Below are 15,605 nucleotides of genomic sequence, written 5' to 3'. Positions count from 1 at the left end.
CCCCTATCTAGCTTGAACTGTCTCATCCAGCCCGCTCAAGGGACATCGTCACTCACCTTGGTCTAATCTAATCCGCCCCATCCGAAAACTTGGAGGGCAAATTATATATCGTAATAAACGATCCGTCACTAAAGCGGTAAAATTCATAATAATATTTACGCACGCTCTCCTCACGGCTATAAAATACCTCCCAGATTCGCTCGCCGTTCAGCAAACCAGGTATAATACGGATTATACGCGCATCCGGCTTATCCTTCAGCACCTTAGCCTCAATCTTCTCCTTCGTGATACCAGCTTCAACCGGCTCGATCGTTGCCTGATCCCCGACGACCCAGACCATCTGCTCCCGCCCCTGGCTATCCTTACCCTGGATGACCCACGAGATTTGATCCCACACATGCTTGGTCGCCTTATCCACCTCCGTCAAGCCTGCTTGCTCGATAGCAATCCGTTTGGCGGCGTTCTCCTCCTGCCAGATGTCCTGTTGGGTGGAACGGTAATATAGATTAAACAGCAGGAACAGTAGCAGCAGAGCGGATACGATAGCCAGCACCCAGCGACCAGGCGTCATCAGCCTGGATTTGGAGCGTGCACGCATTATCGACGCTCCAGCGCCTCGAAGCGAGCCTGTGCTTCATGCAGGATGCGTTCCTCATCCAGATGCACACAATGCCCGTTCTCCACCACCTGGCGCCCGTCCACCCATACATCCACCACGTCGCGGCCCGAAGCAGCATAGACCAGATGGGAGATATAGTCTGTACGAGGGAAGAAATGTGGCTGATCTATATTCAGCGCTATAAAGTCCGCCTTCATGCCAGCGCGCAAGCGGCCGAGCTCCTGCTCCTGCCAGAGCGTCTGCGCCCCGTATACGGTTCCCAACTGCAACGCCGTGAGCGCAGGCACCGCTGTAGGATCGCCGCTCGTACCTTTATGAATAAGCGCAGCCAGCCTGATCTCATCGAACAGGTCGAGGTTGTTGTTGCTAGCAGCGCTATCAGTGCCCAGTGATACAGTCACGCCAGCCTTCAGCAGCTCGGGCACCCGCGCCACACCGCTTGCCAGCTTGAGATTGCTGGCCGGGTTGTGCGATACGCCAACCTTATGGGCTGCCAGTACTTCGATTTCCTCATCTGTCAGATGAACGCCATGGGCAATGAACGAAGGACGGGAGAATACGCCCAGCTTCTGCAGGTGCTCAACAGGGCGGCAGCCATAATCTCGCACATTTTGCTCGACCTCGGCCAGCGTCTCCGACATATGCGTATGCATCGGCAGGTCGAGATCATGCGCCGCCTGTACGAATTGCTCGATGAAGGCCGGAGGGCATGTATACGGCGCATGCGGCGACATCATCGTGCGAATCCGCCCGTCAGCGCGGCCATTCCAGCTCTTGGCGAACTCCACTGCCTCCGCCAGCTTGGCGCGCTGCTCCTCCTCGGAGCATAGTCCGATCGCGCCGCGTGTCAACCAGCCGCGCATCCCTGATTGCTCGACCACCTGCGCCACGATGTCCATCCGGTCATACATATCGACAAAGGTCGTCGTACCGCTCTTGAGCATCTCCAGCACAGCCAGCGATGTACCTACGCGCGTATCTTCATCGACGTATTTGCCTTCCATCGGCCACATATAATCCTGCAGCCATGACTGCAGCGTCTTGTCATCCGAATAGCCCCGCAGCAGCGACATCGCCGCATGTCCATGCGTATTAATCAAGCCGGGCATGTACAGCTTGCCAGCTCCCTTGACCACACGCGCGCCTTCGGTCAGCGCTAACTCCGGGGCCGCCTCGCCAATATACACAATCCTGTCGTCCTCGATAACCATATGCCCGCTCACTACAGGCTGATCCTCATTCATCGTGACAAATATACCGTTCTCAATCCACAGGCGGCTCATAATGATGACTCTCCTTCATTCTCCAGATAATAGGCCAGACTCAGCAGCTCGCGCGTAAAATCGGCATGATGGATGCGGACGCTCTCCGGCACCTTCAGAATAATCGGGGCAAAGTTCAGTATCCCCTCGACGCCTGCTTCAACCAACTGGTCTGCCACATTTTGCGCTTCGGCCGCAGGTACCGTAATAATGCCGATCCGAATGTTGTTGCTTGCAATCGTCTCCTTCAATAGCTCCATCGGCTGAACCGTCAAGCTATTAATACGTGTACCGACCTTGGCGGGAACGGCATCAAAGACGGCTGTAATCTTCATATTGTCCTTAATATACATATTATAATTGCATAGCGCATGTCCCAGATTACCCGCTCCAACCAATGCCACGTGAAGCGTCTGGTTCAGCTTGAGAATCTGCCGAATCTTCTCAATCAGATAATTGACATCATAACCGATGCCCTTGCGGCCAAATTCACCGAAGTAAGCCAGATCCTTGCGGATCTGCGCGGGGTTCAGATCCAGCCTCTGTCCCAGATCCTGAGAAGAGACGGTCTGCACCTCGCGCTTGTTCAACTCATTCAAAAATTGAAGATAAATGGGAAGACGGCGAACGACCGCTTCAGATATTTTGGGCTGCTTCACCCTTCTTCCTCCTTTGCTTCATCGGCAAGCCATTGTCTCATTCGAGGAACGATCTTGTCCACATGCATATGCTCAATCTTGGGGCCAGGGAGAGAATACAAGAAATATTTTCCATAGTACGTCTCCAACACCCGCGTATCATACAAGAGCACCACCCCGCGATCGCGACTGCTCCGCACAAGTCGTCCGAAGCCTTGCTTGAAGCGAATGACCGCTTGCGGAATGGACAGCTTCATGAATGGATTCTGCTTCTGCTGCACCAGCAGCTCCGACTTGGCCTCGACGAGCGGATGATTGGGCGGCTGAAAGGGCAGACGCACGATGGCCAGCGCCGTCAGCGCATCACCGGGAATATCTACTCCCTCCCAGAAGCTGCTTGTGCCGAGCAGCACGGATGCCTGATTCTGCTGAAAGCGCCGTGTCAGCTTGCTGCGATTGCCGCTGTCAATGCCTTGCCCCAGCACTTGAATGCCTGAGGAGGACAGCTCCTCCTTGAGCGGATCATACACCAGACGCAGCATCTTGTAGGAGGTGAACAGCACGAGCATCTTCCCCCCGGTCTCGCGCGCTGCTGCGGCCAGAGATTCGGTCAGGCGGGCGATGAACTGCGGATCGCCGGCAGGGCCCTTGACACTCGGGAAATCGCGCGGAATAATGACCAATGCCTGATCGCGGTAATTGAACGGCGACGGCAACTGGACGGTCTTCAGCTTGCCCTCCTTCTCATGCCAGCTTAGACCAAGCTGCTCGCTCGCATACTGAAACGACTTCTGAATCGATAGGGTGGCAGAGGTGAGCGTGATGCTTTTTTTCGTATCAAAAAAATGCTTCTTCAGTTGCCCGCTTACATCTGCCGGCACGGCGAACAACTGCACGGATTTGGCCCGGTATTGGGGCGAAGCCTCAATCCAGTGGACGATGTTGCTATCCTCCATCTTCACGAAGATGCGCAGATCATCCTTCAGCCGGTTCACGTCCTTCACTATGCCATTCAGATCCGTGACGAGCGCCTGCACAGCATGCTCCTCAATGCGATCCTTAATGTCCGACAGCAGCTTGTCCAGCGTCTTCGTCATGCGGCTAAGCTGGGTGTGCAGATTGTTCTCCAGCATCGTAATTTCGTCCCAGGCAGGCGGCAGCTCCTCTGCTTTGAGCCGCAGCACCGCAGGCATATTCTCCTGCGTATCGGCTGGAGCCGCGCTGGTGCAGCTCGTATAGAGCAGCTCCATCATCCGATCCCAGCCCTCGCGCACCTCCACCAGGTAGGGCTGGATGCTGTCGATGGTCTCCAGCCAGGATTCCAGATGCTCATCATCCTCCTGCTGCAGCTTAGCCTGAAGCGACGGCAGCAGGCCACTGCGCGCGTCCTTGTGCAGTCGCAATAGCGGATGCTGGAGGGAGAAATAGGAGATTTGCATCCCTAGATGCTTGCCTGCTACGTCCTCCAGATGATGCGCCTCGTCCACAACCAGATACTCATAAGCCGGCAGCAGACGGTGGTCAGCACGGATGTCGGTGAACAGCATGGAATGATTCGTGATGATGACATCCGCCAGATTCGCCTCATGCTTGGCCCGATGGTAATAGCAGCGCTTAAACCATGGGCAGGCGCGGTTTAAGCAGGAGTCGGCGTCGCTGGATACCGATTCCCAAAAGTCAGCGCCCTTGTTGCCAAAGTGCAGCTCCTCCTGATCGCCATTTCCCGTCTCGCCGAGCCATACGATCATCTGCGCGGCGGTCAGCCGATCCTCATGCGGAGCTACGAAGTCCTGCATGTTGATTTTGCCCTCAAACTTGCGCAGGCAGAGGTAATTCCCTCGACCCTTGAACACAGATGCCCGGAATTCAAAGGGCATCGTCGCTTGCAGCAGCGGAATGTCACGCTCCCGAATCTGCTCCTGTAAATTGATGGTATGTGTGCTGACGACTATCTTTCTATCATTGCGGACACCATAATATAGCGCAGGAATGAGATAGCCAAGTGACTTGCCCGTGCCCGTACCAGCCTCAATGAGCAGGTGACTGCTGCTCTCCAAGGCTTCATAGACCTCCTGGAACATCTGGTTCTGAGCATCCCGTTCCTCATAGTTGGTCACATGCTGACGGAAGGTGCCGCGCACATGATCGAGAAAGGCGGCAAAATCCATCTCTTCTATCGCCGCCAGCGCATCAGCTTGCTGCCGAGGCGGCTCCTCCTCCGACCATTCCTCCACCCGCAGCGCAAACTGTCGGTAATAGGAATGGGCGTCCATATCCACAGCGGTCTGTGTCTCCCTATATTGCAGCGTCTGAGAGATAAACCAGCCTAGATCATCCTGCGGATTGAACAAAGCCGCGAGCCGCTGCAACGTAATTAACGGAAGCTCCCTGAGCTTGGATACGGCATGCTGGAGCAGTACAGCAGTCGCTAGCGCATCGCTGTCCGCTTGATGATGGCGGTCATGAGCGATGCCGAATAGCTCCGAGACTGCGCCTAGCTGATACGTTGTCAGCGAGGGATACAAAAATTTGAGCAGATCAATCGTGTCCAGCCTGCGGCCGACAAACGGCATATAGCCGCTGTGATCAAGCGCCTGATTCAAAAAGCCTGCATCAAAGCCGACATTATGCGCAACAAGCACCGCATCGGCCAGCAGTGGAATCATGGCGAGAAGCACCTCATCGACTGGAGGTGCTTCGGCGACCATCGTATCATCAATTCCGGTTAGCTGGGTAATAAAGGGAGGAATCGGGATCGTCGGCTTGATGAACGAGCTGAATGTATCCGTAATTTCGAGTGCCTCATTTAATATAACTAAACCAACTTGTATGATTTCGTCATCGGCTTGATGGCCGGTGGTTTCTAAATCCAGTACTGCAAATTTCATCCGGTTCGACCCTCTCACAAACAGCTAAGTTTCGCGCTCCCGAAATATAACGACAACTGCCCGTCCCGGGTCTTGCACGCATGAAGATTACTGAGCGTCTCCTCGAAGGTGGGATCAGCATCATAAGCTCTCTGAAAATACACCTCGGCTTGCTCCAGATTTTGGCGGATGGCCTGAATACAGCCAAGCGCGTTCAAGCCGAGCGCCTGCCATGTCGGATGATCCGTTAGCGCCACAAGCAATTGGAAATGCCGTTGAGCATCCTGCCATTCCTGCATATGCATATACGTCATTGCCAAAAATAATCTTGCAAGGTTGCAATCAGGTGATTGCTCCATAGCATGAAGAAAGGCGCTGGCTGCCTCCGGGAACATGTACAGCTTGAAATATCCTTGCCCCCTGGCTAATAACTGCTCCGCCGTTTCCGAGGAGGCAGCATCTGCGGTAATGACAGTATCTACAGTTGCCACAGATTGCTGCGGGGTCACCATCGCTGTGGCCGTCTGACCTGGCATCATCCATATATTCGACTTCTGCGGGCTGGATTCCTGCATTTGATCACTAAAAAGCGCGAGCTTCTCCTCAAATATTAGCCATTCTTCCATGATTTTGTCACTCATCGCCTTGAGCACCGCCAACTGCTCCTCATCCTGCTCTTGGCGCTTGCCATGGCGATTGCGGGCGATCAACTCGTCAAGCAGTTCATTCATTGTAGCGAACAAGTGGCTGAACATCATTGTCATCCTCCCCAGCAGAAGAATAAGCCATACGGTACTTCGACCTTCCTGCTGCATGAATGCTGCGCCTGTCTCAGATGGAAGGAAGTATCTGGATGCCAATCGCCTCCACAGACTTCTTCCCCTCATCCCGGTGGCTAGCGAGCAGCAGTGCTAAGCGACGTCTGGCTTCATAGCTGTATGCTCATTCTTTGTTGCTAAGGAGGTTTTCATACCCTCAAGCCGCGAGTTGCAAAGCATTAACAGCCCGCAGCTTATTTGACAGTTGCATGAATTTCTTCCGCAAGCACTTCTGTCGGCGAATTGTTCTCATCCAGTATTACTACCTTCGGCTGATACGCGCGTGCTTCCTCCTCAGCCATCATCGCATAAGATATAATAATGACCTTGTCGCCTGGCTGAACGAGCCGAGCCGCCGCTCCGTTCAAGCAGATGACGCCTGAGCCGCGTTCGCCGGGAATGACATACGTTTCAAAGCGGGCACCGTTATTGTTATTTACGATCTGCACCTTCTCATTGGCCCACAGATCGGCGTGCCCCATCAAATCCTCATCAATAGTGATGCTTCCTACATAATTCAGATTGGCTTCTGTCACTGTAGCACGGTGCAGCTTCGATTTCATCATCGTTCTATACATGAGAGGACACCTCTTTCGCCCAAAATAGTCGGTTGTCAATCAAGCGGGTCGTGCCGAACTTGACCGCCAGCGCAACGATCCAGCTACCACCTACAGAACCAAGCGGTTCGCCTGGCTGTAGCTGCTCCAGATCTGGATAACTCAATATTTCTACATAGTCAATCACAGCGAGCGGCGCCTCAGCAGTAATATACTCGCTCAATCTTCGCTGCAGCTCGTCCGCACCGAGCGTTGACTCCGCTGCAAGTTGTCCAGCGAGGGCAAGCGCCTGCGAGAGCACAACAGCTTGCGTTCGCTGCTCTCCTCTCAGGTATACGTTGCGCGAGCTTAGCGCCAGGCCATCCTGCTCACGCACCGTTTCGCATGGTACAATCTCCACTGGCATATTCAGATCGCGTACCATGGTGGTAATGACGGCGACCTGCTGCGCATCCTTCAGACCGAAATAAGCGCGGTCAGGACCGACGATATGGAACAGCTTGCTGACCACAGTGCCGACGCCGTCGAAATGACCGGGACGCGAAGCCCCGCACAGCCGCTCGGTCACACCGCTCACGAGCACTCTCGTCTTGGCGGGAACGGGGTACATCTCGCTGACGGAAGGCATGAAGACTACGTCTGCTCCCTCCTGTCTCGCCACTTGCAGGTCACGCTCCTCATCGCGTGGATAACGATCAAAATCTTCATTTGGCCCGAATTGCAGCGGGTTGACGAAAATGCTGAGCACGGTCAAGCCGCATTCCTGCTTCGAGCGGCGCAGCAAGCTTGCATGTCCCTCATGCAGAAAGCCCATCGTCGGCACAAAGCCCACCTTGGCCTGCTGCCCCTGCTCGATTCGATAATTAGAGATATGCGACTTCACCTCTGCGATGGTCTGGCAGATAATCATTCTATATTCCCCTTTGCTGTGCCGTACAGAGCAGGCTCCGCCTGCCTCGTCTCTCCTGGAGCAAATACATGCTCCTCTGCAGGGAAGCGGCGCTCCTTGACATCCTCCACATAGGAGCGGATGGCCCCGCGAATGGTCGAGCCGACATCTGCGTAGGTTTTAACAAATTTCTTAGGCTGGTAGGGCGAAGCGTATTGCAAAATATCATGATAGACCAGAACTTGGCCATCACAGCCCCGTCCCGCTCCAATACCGATCGTAGGAATCGACAACCGGCTGCTGATCATGTCTGCTACTGGCTCCGTGACCAGCTCCAGCACGACGGCGAATGCGCCGGCCTGCTCCAATGCAAGCGCATCATCCAGCAGCTTGCTGGCAGATGCCTCATCCTTGCCCTGTACACGGTAGCCGCCGAGCATGTGAACCGATTGCGGCGTTAATCCCAGATGCCCCATAACAGGAATGCCCGCCCGCACACATGCTTGCACCTCCTGGGCAATCTCTGCGCCGCCCTCCACCTTAATCGAGGTGGCATGACCCTCCTGCATCAGTCTGGCCGCAGCGCGCAATGTTTCTTCCTTGCTGACATGATAGGACATGAACGGCATATCCGCTATAATAAACGTAGAGCCGGCCCCCCGCGCCACCGCCCGTGTATGGTAGACCATATCATCTACCGTTACCGGAATCGTCGTATCGTAGCCGAGCACAACATTGCCGAGCGAATCGCCCACCAAGATCATGTCGACTCCCGCTTCCTCCGCCAGACGTGCGGAAGGATAGTCATACGCGGTTACAACAGTGATCGGCTCCTTGTTTTGCTTCATTTGCTTCATCTTGGTTACCGTCAACGGCTTACTCATTATCCCACTCCCTTTTAAGTATTAGGATGCACAAAAAAACCTTTTAGACGCTGCTAAAAAGGTCCCTAAACCAAAAAGGAACATGAAAGGAATATCGCATATTCACGAGCTTCCTTCTGTCTCGGTCCCTACGGCTCAGAGCAGAATACGCTGTGCTTCATCCATTGCCGGCCATGCTAGATCGCTCTGCCTTGCTTCTCCTATCCAGGTGCAGCTCCAGCTTGGGATACCGCCCTGAAATCAGATTGCAGGCATAATGTCTCTCGCCATCCACAGGGATAGACGCTCCGGCTTTTCTATTCTAACAAAAAAAAAGAACCCCGTCTATGAACAGGGTTACGGCCATCCCATCTCGGCCGAAAATACGGGCAGTACTTCCCCATTATCCATCTTCAGCAGCAAGGCACCATTCTCGTCGAGTCCGACGGGTACGCCCTCCAGCTCGCCCTGTGGCGTCGTGAGCACCGCGCGCTTGTGCAACGATACCGCCAGCGCCTCCCAGAGCGTTCGGATCGGGCCGAAGCCCTCTCTCATGTACAGCTCGTATAGCTCCTCCAGCTCCTTCATGAAGCTGGCGACAATCTGGTGCCGATCATGCTTTCGCCCTCCGAGCATATACAGCGAAGCCGCCTTCTCCAGCAGCTCTGGCGGGTAATCACTCTCTTCCAGGTTGGCGCTAATGCCGATCCCTGCAATCACATAGCTGAGCCGCTCCTCCTCTGCCGATGACTCCAGCAGAATGCCACTGAGCTTTTTCCCACCGGACAACAGATCGTTCGGCCATTTAATGCCAATGTCCAGTTCGGTTAGTCTCCTTAGAGCCCGGCACAGCGCTACGGCGGTCAGCAGCGTTAGCTGCGGACTGCGCTGCAGACTGAGCTGTGGACGAAGCAAGAGGCTGAGCCAGATTCCCTTGCCCTTGGGAGACTCCCATCGGCGGCCGAGTCGGCCTTTGCCCTGCAACTGCTGCTCGGCTATGACGAGCGTTCCCTCCGGCGCCCCCTCCTCTGCCAGCCTGCGCGCTACATGCTGCGTCGAATCCACGGTGTCGTGGAGATGGAGTCGTCGTCCCAACCAACGGGTATCCAGCATAGCCTGCAGCTTGACGGCGCTCAGCCGATCAGGGCCCGATAGCAGCTTATAACCCAGCTTGCGTGAAGCCTCGAAGCGATAGCCCTCTTCCTCCAGCTTGCGGATTTTCTTCCATACGGCTGTCCGGCTCACCTGCAGCTCGCGGCTGATGGCTTCTCCAGAGACATACTCGCCTTCCTTATTCAAGAACATCCTTAATACTTGCTCGCTCATGATTACTCCTTCTCTGCCAGGCGGCGCGCCGCCAGCAGCAGCGCTTCCTGTTCATTGGGCACTTCCCCTAGAGCAGCCTGGAGCAGCAGCTCCTGCAACAGCACTCTTATATGGGGGCCAGGCCTCAGAGCCAACTGCTGCATCAGATCATTGCCATTCACAACCAGTTGCTGCAATGAATGCACCGGCAATTCCTGCAGCACAAGCCTCAGCCCTGCAAGCCTCGCATCGGTGCTTGCTGAAGCAGACCGCTTCTGTGAATTCGTAGCCCCTGCGGTCCCCTGCTCCACATCTGTGCCCAGCTCGCTGCATCCACAAGCGATGTCGAGCGATTCCATGCTACGGTACGTGAGATCAGGTGCTTGTTCCAGCAGCTCCAGCCATCGTTCAGCATAGTGTGTCCCATACTCCAGTATGAGCTGCGTCCATGACCTGCGCCAATCATCAGCCGCCTGCTCCAGTTGCGCCAGTCCCCGCAGATGCAAGGCTACGAGCTTCGTTACCTCATCTTCATAGTGTCGAGAATAACGCAGAGCCTGCATCAGCGCTCTCGCTTCCTGCTCGTCCAGTCCACTGGCAATGCACAGCGCCGCCCAGCGGCTGGAAGGATGCCCCAGGGCGGATAGAGTAAGCCTCGCCTGGCTCTCAGCGTCCGCTCCACACTCCACTCCATACTCCGCTGATCGCTGGAGCCCCGCGTACTGGCTCCACCTTACTAGAGCCGCCTCACCCGCCAGGGGCAGCGCCTCCTTCGTATGCGCCAGCAGTCCGCTCGCATGAAGCAGCCTCATCGCCTGATCCGGCTGCCGACCCTTCACCATCTTGTGCAGCTCGACGCCCACGCGCTCCATGGCAATGTGCCGTAATAGCGAGCGGTGACGGAGCATGGCCGCCCAGGTGGCGGACTCGATCGGCTCACGGCCTGTACCGAATTCTGCGGCGAATCGGATGCCTCGCAGCATACGCAGCGCATCCTCCTGCAGCCGCGCATCTGCATCGCCTACACAACGCACCAGGCCGCTTCGCAGATCCTCCTGCCCGCCGAACGGATCGAGCAACTGTCCACGGCCATTGATCGCCATTGCATTGATCGTGAAATCCCGTCGCCGCAAATCCTCCGCCAAATCCGAGATGAATTCGACGCTGGAAGGCTTGCGGTACGCTTCATAGGCGGATTCCTTGCGAAAGGTCGTAACCTCGTAAGCCTCCCCGTCCATCACCACCGTTACCGTACCATGCTGCAATCCGGTCGGAATCACATGCTCAAACTGCTCGATGACCTGATCTGGCGCCGCAGACGTAGCAATATCCACATCCGAGATGTCCCGTCCAGCGAGCCGATCTCTCACACAGCCTCCAACAAACACCGTCTCGAATCCCGCTCGCTCCAGCCTGTGAATGATCGGCAGCGCGGCTTGAAACAGCGCATGTTCAAGCAACTGCGGATGATTGCTACTCACTGCATGCCTCAAGAGCCACCGGGGCTTCCATACCAAGCACACGATAGTAGATCTGCTCATACTCCGCCGTAATTCGGTCATTACAGAACCTTACACGCGCACGCTGCAGGCAAGCCTCACGCATCTTGGCATACAGCTTCTCATCCGACAGGAGATGGACAGCATGACGCGCCATCGCCTCTGTGTCGCCGATCGGTGCCAGATACCCCGTCTCTCCATGCGTCACCAGCTCCGGGATGCCGCCCGCAACCGATCCCACCGTTGGCACGCCGCAAGCCATTGCTTCCAGCGCGACAAGACCGAAGCTTTCCTTCTCAGAGGGGAGCAGCAGCAGATCCGCCATCGAGATAACCTGCGCGACATCCTCTTGCTTGCCCAGAAAATGAACCTTATGCTGAAGCCCCATCGCATTAATCTTGAACTGAATCTTGGACAGCTCCGGCCCTTCGCCGACAAGCAGCAGCTTCGCAGGGAGGGAATGAAGAATCTGGGCGAATATATCTACAACATCTGATACCCGCTTGACCGGACGGAAATTGGAGATGTGCATAATAACTTTTTCCCCGGGAGCTGCATAATCCTTGCGCAAAGAGCTCGCGTCACGCGGATAATAGATGCGTTTGTCTACAAAATTGTAAGTCAGGTCAATTGGCTCTGTAATATCCAGCAGCTCCCGCGTCTCACGGATCAGATCCTCTGATACCGCCGTCACGGCGTCGCTGCGGGTAATGGCCAGACGAATCAGATCCTTAAGCGATTCATCCTGTGCCAGCACGGTAATATCCGTGCCATGGAGCGTCGTAACCGTCTTCAGGTCACGATCCATCATCTGCTTGGCCAAAAATGCGCAAATAGCATGGGGAACCGCATAATGGACATGGAGCAGATCAAGCTGCTGCATCTTGGCCACCTGAGCCATCTTGCTCGCAAGCGAAATATCATAGGGCGGATAACGGAACACATAATAATCGTTAACCTCGACCTCATGATAAAAAATATTTTTATGGAATTGTCCCAAACGGAACGGAATACTATGAGTTATAAAATGAATTTCATGTCCTCTCTCCGCCAACAGCTTCCCGAGCTCAGTTGCAACAACCCCGGAGCCTCCCAAGGTGGGATAACAGGTAATGCCAATCTTTAGCGATTTCATCCTATAATGCACCCCATTTCTTAGCTAACGGCCAGACAGCTCCCATCCAACCGGATCACGCTGTTTTATTTGAGTATATATCGCCATGCTTCCATTCATTCTTCGCCGCCCGGATTGTGGAATCAGAACAAGTCTACCCGAATCGGACGTTTCACAATAAAGCCTTCCGCATGCGGCCATTGCCTGGTCGCACCCAGCATCTGATCCCGCGCCTCCACATTATCCAGATAGCCTCCGGTCAGCGGTGTGAGCACCTGGTCATTACCAGCAGACGGCGCGGTGAATTGCGACACGTAGGCGCGAAGCGCACGTCGCTTCTGCTCATAGTACAAGCTGACATCTACCATCATGCCGACGTCCTTCACGTCATTAATATAATAAAATACAAGCTGCTCCACCTGATGAGCCGGCAGCTCCGGCATATAGCGACGCAGCTTCGCATTAAATACCGCTTCCTCCACCAGCCTGCTGCACGCATTATGGTCAGGATGGCGGTCATCCCAATACGGGGCAAACACGATACGCGGCTTGAGCCTGCGAATCTCCGCTGTAATCGCCATCACCTGCTCCGCACTGCCCGTCAGGCCACGATCGGGCAGCTTCAGGCAGCTACGATAAGACAGACCCAGCACCTGTGCGGCCTGCTGCGCCTCCTGTCTACGCAGTAAGGGTGTGCCGTTCGAGGACATCTCCGCCTCAGTCAGATCGCAGATGCCGCATGAGATGCCCGCCGCCACATGCTTGGCCAGCGTACCGCTCATGCCGATCTCGACATCATCCGGGTGAGCACCGAACGCGAGCAACTCCACCGATGCAAGGCTCATTGGGCTTCCTCCGGCTTGTATTTATGAACGAGCTCTCTCCATGCGAAATCGCCGCGCTGCAGCGCCCGAACCAGCAATTCGGCGGTAGCAATGTTGGTCGCCACCGGAATCCCCTGCACATCGCATAGACGCAGCAAGGCAATAATATCGGGCTCATGGGGCTGTGCCATCAATGGGTCGCGGAGGAAGATGATAAGGTCCATTTCATTTTGCGCCACGAGCGCGCCGATCTGCTGATCTCCGCCCAGAGGGCCGGACATGAACCGATGGATGCTCAGCTTTGTCTGCTCCATAATTCTGGAGCCGGTCGTGCCGGTCGAATACAATTGATGAGGAGCAAATGCCGACTCATAAGCAATGACGAAATTCACCATTTCATCCTTTTTGCGATCATGCGCTATAAATGCAATATTTAACATCGTGTCTACCTCCTGCGCCTTATAAGCTGCTGTTCTTAGTCCATTAAATGCTCAAAGCCGTAGATCATCCCGGTGTAATTCATCACCTTTTTGATCGCCTGGTTTACACCTGGCATATAGCCAGCGCGCTCATAGGAATCATGGCGAATCTTCAGCGTCTGTCCATAACCGCCAAATACAACCTCCTGCTGGGCAAATACGCCGGGCAGACGCACACTATGTATGCGGAATCCGTTATAATAGCCGCCGCGGGCGCCCTCCAGCACTTCCTTCTCCTCCGGGTTGCCCTGACGCAGCTCCTCGCGCACCTCAGCTATGAGCTCGGCGGTCTTGATCGAGGTGCCTGACGGAGCATCCAGCTTCTGATCCCCATGGTACTCAATGATTTCCACATGGGGCATATATTTAGAGGCCTCCGCAGCGAATTTCATCATCAGCAATGCGCCAATCGAGAAATTCGGCGCGATCAGCCCGCCAATTTCCTTCTCCTTGCACAGCTTGTCCAACTGCTCGATCTGCTCAGGTGTAAAGCCGGTCGTACCGATAATCGGGCGGACGCCATGCTCGATCGCTGTCAGCGAGTTGCTGTAGACCACATGCGGTATCGTAAAGTCAACCAGCACATCGGGCTGTGTCGCCTGCAATGCGGCTGCCAGATCCTGTGTCACCTGGACGCCACAGGCCGGCTTGTGTGCCAACAAGCCGGCATCGATCTGGCCTGTGCTGCGCGCGACAGCCGCAACGAGCTCCAACGTCTCATCCTCCAGCACCATCTTTACTACTTCCCGCCCCATCCGGCCGCTTGCGCCTGCTACAGCGACTTTGATTCGCTCTGTCACCTGAAATCTCACCCTTCTCTTTTTATTATTCTCCTATGTGTCGGCATAACAACTCTCCAGCCCTTCTGCTTCAACTCGTCATACAGCCTGGCTGCCTCCGCATGTCCCGGCTCCAGCTTGAGCACCTGGCCTAGCGCATGCATCGCTTCAGGGTATCGCGCCTGCTTATCGTAAGCAGCAGCCAGCAGCAGCAATGTCTGCGCGTGCAGTGGATCACGCTCATATGCCTCCTCCAGCAGCTCACAAGCCGCCGCATACTCCGGGCTAGCAGATTCCAGCAGCCGCGCCGCCTGAGCTGTCAGCCATCTCGCCTCCACCATACCAAGCTGATACTGATACTTGGAATGCTCTGGCGCAAGCTGCACGGCCAGCCTTGCATACTCAAGCGCCTTGGCCCACTTGCCGCTGCGCGAGCAGCTTATGGAGCAGCGGTAAGGATACTCCGCGTTGTCCGGCTCATCCGCCATCGCTTGCTCGAACCAGTAGATTGCCTGCTCAAAATCGCCATACAGGATGGATTCGTATGCCTTGCCGACCTTATCCTTGCCTTCCATCCATACCATCCTCCTAGTTGTCGAAGTGATGGTATAGCATATGTACCAAGCCTTAAGCCCGTTCTGAGGATTTGCGTGTCCAGCGATTCGCATCGCGTGTATTGAACTTGTTCAGCACCTTATTATGCGCCTCGGTCAGATCAATGTTCAGCGAATTGGCGAAGCAATTCAATATGAACAGGATGTCGCCCAGCTCCATCTCGATTGAATTATCTGCCTCATCAGGCTTTTTGGGCTTTTCGCCGTGGACGTGGTTCACCTCTCGCGCAAGCTCGCCAACTTCCTCGCTCAGTCTGGCCAGCAGCGCCAGCGGACTGAAGTACCCTTCCTTGAACTGGCTGATATAAGCATCGACTTCTCTTTGAATTTCAGCTAATGATTTCTCCGTTTGATCCGTTTGCTCCGGCATACTCCTTACCCTTTCCCTATCAAATTTCAGTGCTATCCTAACGTTTACTACATATGTTATCGCAAAGCGACGTCGAACACAATGGTCAACCTTGTGCTTATCGATGGA

16 protein-coding genes are annotated in these 15,605 nt (G+C 55.1%); all 16 read right to left on the bottom strand.

The window, feature by feature from the left end:
* Window positions 1-67: 67 nt before the first annotated feature.
* Window positions 68-598, bottom strand: coding sequence for a cell wall elongation regulator TseB-like domain-containing protein (locus ACY1JZ_RS20935; RefSeq protein WP_270171510.1), 531 nt, complete (start codon window positions 596-598; stop codon window positions 68-70).
* On the bottom strand, window positions 598-1,902 hold the full coding sequence (locus ACY1JZ_RS20930) for an amidohydrolase (protein ID WP_270171511.1): 1,305 nt from the start codon (window positions 1,900-1,902) through the stop codon (window positions 598-600). Before ACY1JZ_RS20930 ends, ACY1JZ_RS20935 begins: the two co-directional genes overlap by 1 nt.
* Window positions 1,899-2,540 carry a redox-sensing transcriptional repressor Rex gene (locus tag ACY1JZ_RS20925; RefSeq protein WP_270171513.1) on the bottom strand — a complete coding sequence of 214 codons (642 nt, stop codon included), beginning with the start codon at window positions 2,538-2,540 and terminating at the stop codon, window positions 1,899-1,901. Before ACY1JZ_RS20925 ends, ACY1JZ_RS20930 begins: the two co-directional genes overlap by 4 nt.
* Complete coding sequence (dinG, locus tag ACY1JZ_RS20920) at window positions 2,537-5,407, bottom strand: ATP-dependent DNA helicase DinG (protein ID WP_462630802.1); 2,871 nt, start codon at window positions 5,405-5,407, stop codon at window positions 2,537-2,539. The genes ACY1JZ_RS20925 and dinG overlap by 4 nt, the downstream gene beginning before the upstream one ends.
* Before the next feature lie 14 nt (window positions 5,408-5,421).
* The gene (locus ACY1JZ_RS20915) at window positions 5,422-6,144 is read right to left on the bottom strand and encodes a tetratricopeptide repeat protein (protein WP_462630801.1); all 723 of its coding nucleotides are present in this window, start codon (window positions 6,142-6,144) and stop codon (window positions 5,422-5,424) included.
* 254 nt (window positions 6,145-6,398) lie between these two features.
* Window positions 6,399-6,782: an aspartate 1-decarboxylase gene (gene panD / locus ACY1JZ_RS20910; RefSeq protein WP_462630800.1), complete on the bottom strand. Its 384-nt coding sequence runs from the start codon at window positions 6,780-6,782 to the stop codon at window positions 6,399-6,401.
* Window positions 6,775-7,671: a pantoate--beta-alanine ligase gene (gene panC, locus ACY1JZ_RS20905; RefSeq protein WP_462630799.1), complete on the bottom strand. Its 897-nt coding sequence runs from the start codon at window positions 7,669-7,671 to the stop codon at window positions 6,775-6,777. The genes panD and panC overlap by 8 nt, the downstream gene beginning before the upstream one ends.
* On the bottom strand, window positions 7,668-8,534 hold the full coding sequence (gene panB, locus ACY1JZ_RS20900; protein ID WP_462630798.1) for a 3-methyl-2-oxobutanoate hydroxymethyltransferase: 867 nt from the start codon (window positions 8,532-8,534) through the stop codon (window positions 7,668-7,670). The genes panC and panB overlap by 4 nt, the downstream gene beginning before the upstream one ends.
* A gap of 336 nt (window positions 8,535-8,870) precedes the next feature.
* Entirely contained in the window at window positions 8,871-9,839 is a 969-nt protein-coding gene (locus ACY1JZ_RS20895; RefSeq protein WP_462630797.1) for a biotin--[acetyl-CoA-carboxylase] ligase, read from the bottom strand.
* Between the two features lie 2 nt (window positions 9,840-9,841).
* On the bottom strand, window positions 9,842-11,299 hold the full coding sequence (locus tag ACY1JZ_RS20890; RefSeq protein WP_462630796.1) for a CCA tRNA nucleotidyltransferase: 1,458 nt from the start codon (window positions 11,297-11,299) through the stop codon (window positions 9,842-9,844).
* Entirely contained in the window at window positions 11,292-12,452 is a 1,161-nt protein-coding gene (bshA, locus tag ACY1JZ_RS20885; protein ID WP_270171529.1) for an N-acetyl-alpha-D-glucosaminyl L-malate synthase BshA, read from the bottom strand. Before bshA ends, ACY1JZ_RS20890 begins: the two co-directional genes overlap by 8 nt.
* A 122-nt stretch (window positions 12,453-12,574) precedes the next feature.
* A complete protein-coding gene (bshB1, locus tag ACY1JZ_RS20880) occupies window positions 12,575-13,276 on the bottom strand; it encodes a bacillithiol biosynthesis deacetylase BshB1 (RefSeq protein ID WP_462630795.1) in 702 nt (233 codons plus the stop codon).
* The gene (locus ACY1JZ_RS20875) at window positions 13,273-13,695 is read right to left on the bottom strand and encodes a methylglyoxal synthase (RefSeq protein WP_270171532.1); all 423 of its coding nucleotides are present in this window, start codon (window positions 13,693-13,695) and stop codon (window positions 13,273-13,275) included. Before ACY1JZ_RS20875 ends, bshB1 begins: the two co-directional genes overlap by 4 nt.
* A 35-nt stretch (window positions 13,696-13,730) precedes the next feature.
* A complete protein-coding gene (gene dapB / locus ACY1JZ_RS20870; protein ID WP_270171534.1) occupies window positions 13,731-14,534 on the bottom strand; it encodes a 4-hydroxy-tetrahydrodipicolinate reductase in 804 nt (267 codons plus the stop codon).
* Window positions 14,535-14,542: 8 nt separating this feature from the next.
* A complete protein-coding gene (locus tag ACY1JZ_RS20865; RefSeq protein WP_462630794.1) occupies window positions 14,543-15,088 on the bottom strand; it encodes a tetratricopeptide repeat protein in 546 nt (181 codons plus the stop codon).
* Between the two features lie 52 nt (window positions 15,089-15,140).
* On the bottom strand, window positions 15,141-15,497 hold the full coding sequence (locus ACY1JZ_RS20860; RefSeq protein ID WP_270171538.1) for a nucleotide pyrophosphohydrolase: 357 nt from the start codon (window positions 15,495-15,497) through the stop codon (window positions 15,141-15,143).
* Between the last annotated feature and the right edge of the window lie 108 nt (window positions 15,498-15,605).

Source organism: Paenibacillus sp. J5, assembly GCF_054955055.1.
The sequence above is the reverse complement of the archived record's forward strand: the minus strand, read 5'-3'. Positions and strand labels throughout refer to the sequence as shown.

Excerpts from the sequence above, each read along its gene's own strand:
- ACY1JZ_RS20935 (WP_270171510.1), bottom strand. The coding sequence starts at position 598 with ATGCGTGCACGCTCCAAATCCAGGCTGATGACGCCTGGTCGCTGGGTG.
- ACY1JZ_RS20865 (WP_462630794.1), bottom strand. The coding sequence starts at position 15,088 with ATGGAAGGCAAGGATAAGGTCGGCAAGGCATACGAATCCATCCTGTAT.
- ACY1JZ_RS20875 (WP_270171532.1), bottom strand. The coding sequence starts at position 13,695 with ATGTTAAATATTGCATTTATAGCGCATGATCGCAAAAAGGATGAAATG.
- bshB1 (WP_462630795.1), bottom strand. The coding sequence starts at position 13,276 with ATGAGCCTTGCATCGGTGGAGTTGCTCGCGTTCGGTGCTCACCCGGAT.
- panC (WP_462630799.1), bottom strand. The coding sequence starts at position 7,671 with ATGATTATCTGCCAGACCATCGCAGAGGTGAAGTCGCATATCTCTAAT.
- bshA (WP_270171529.1), bottom strand. The coding sequence starts at position 12,452 with ATGAAATCGCTAAAGATTGGCATTACCTGTTATCCCACCTTGGGAGGC.
- ACY1JZ_RS20915 (WP_462630801.1), bottom strand. The coding sequence starts at position 6,144 with ATGATGTTCAGCCACTTGTTCGCTACAATGAATGAACTGCTTGACGAG.
- ACY1JZ_RS20895 (WP_462630797.1), bottom strand. The coding sequence starts at position 9,839 with ATGAGCGAGCAAGTATTAAGGATGTTCTTGAATAAGGAAGGCGAGTAT.
- ACY1JZ_RS20930 (WP_270171511.1), bottom strand. The coding sequence starts at position 1,902 with ATGAGCCGCCTGTGGATTGAGAACGGTATATTTGTCACGATGAATGAG.
- panB (WP_462630798.1), bottom strand. The coding sequence starts at position 8,534 with ATGAGTAAGCCGTTGACGGTAACCAAGATGAAGCAAATGAAGCAAAAC.
- dinG (WP_462630802.1), bottom strand. The coding sequence starts at position 5,407 with ATGAAATTTGCAGTACTGGATTTAGAAACCACCGGCCATCAAGCCGAT.
- panD (WP_462630800.1), bottom strand. The coding sequence starts at position 6,782 with ATGTATAGAACGATGATGAAATCGAAGCTGCACCGTGCTACAGTGACA.
- ACY1JZ_RS20860 (WP_270171538.1), bottom strand. The coding sequence starts at position 15,497 with ATGCCGGAGCAAACGGATCAAACGGAGAAATCATTAGCTGAAATTCAA.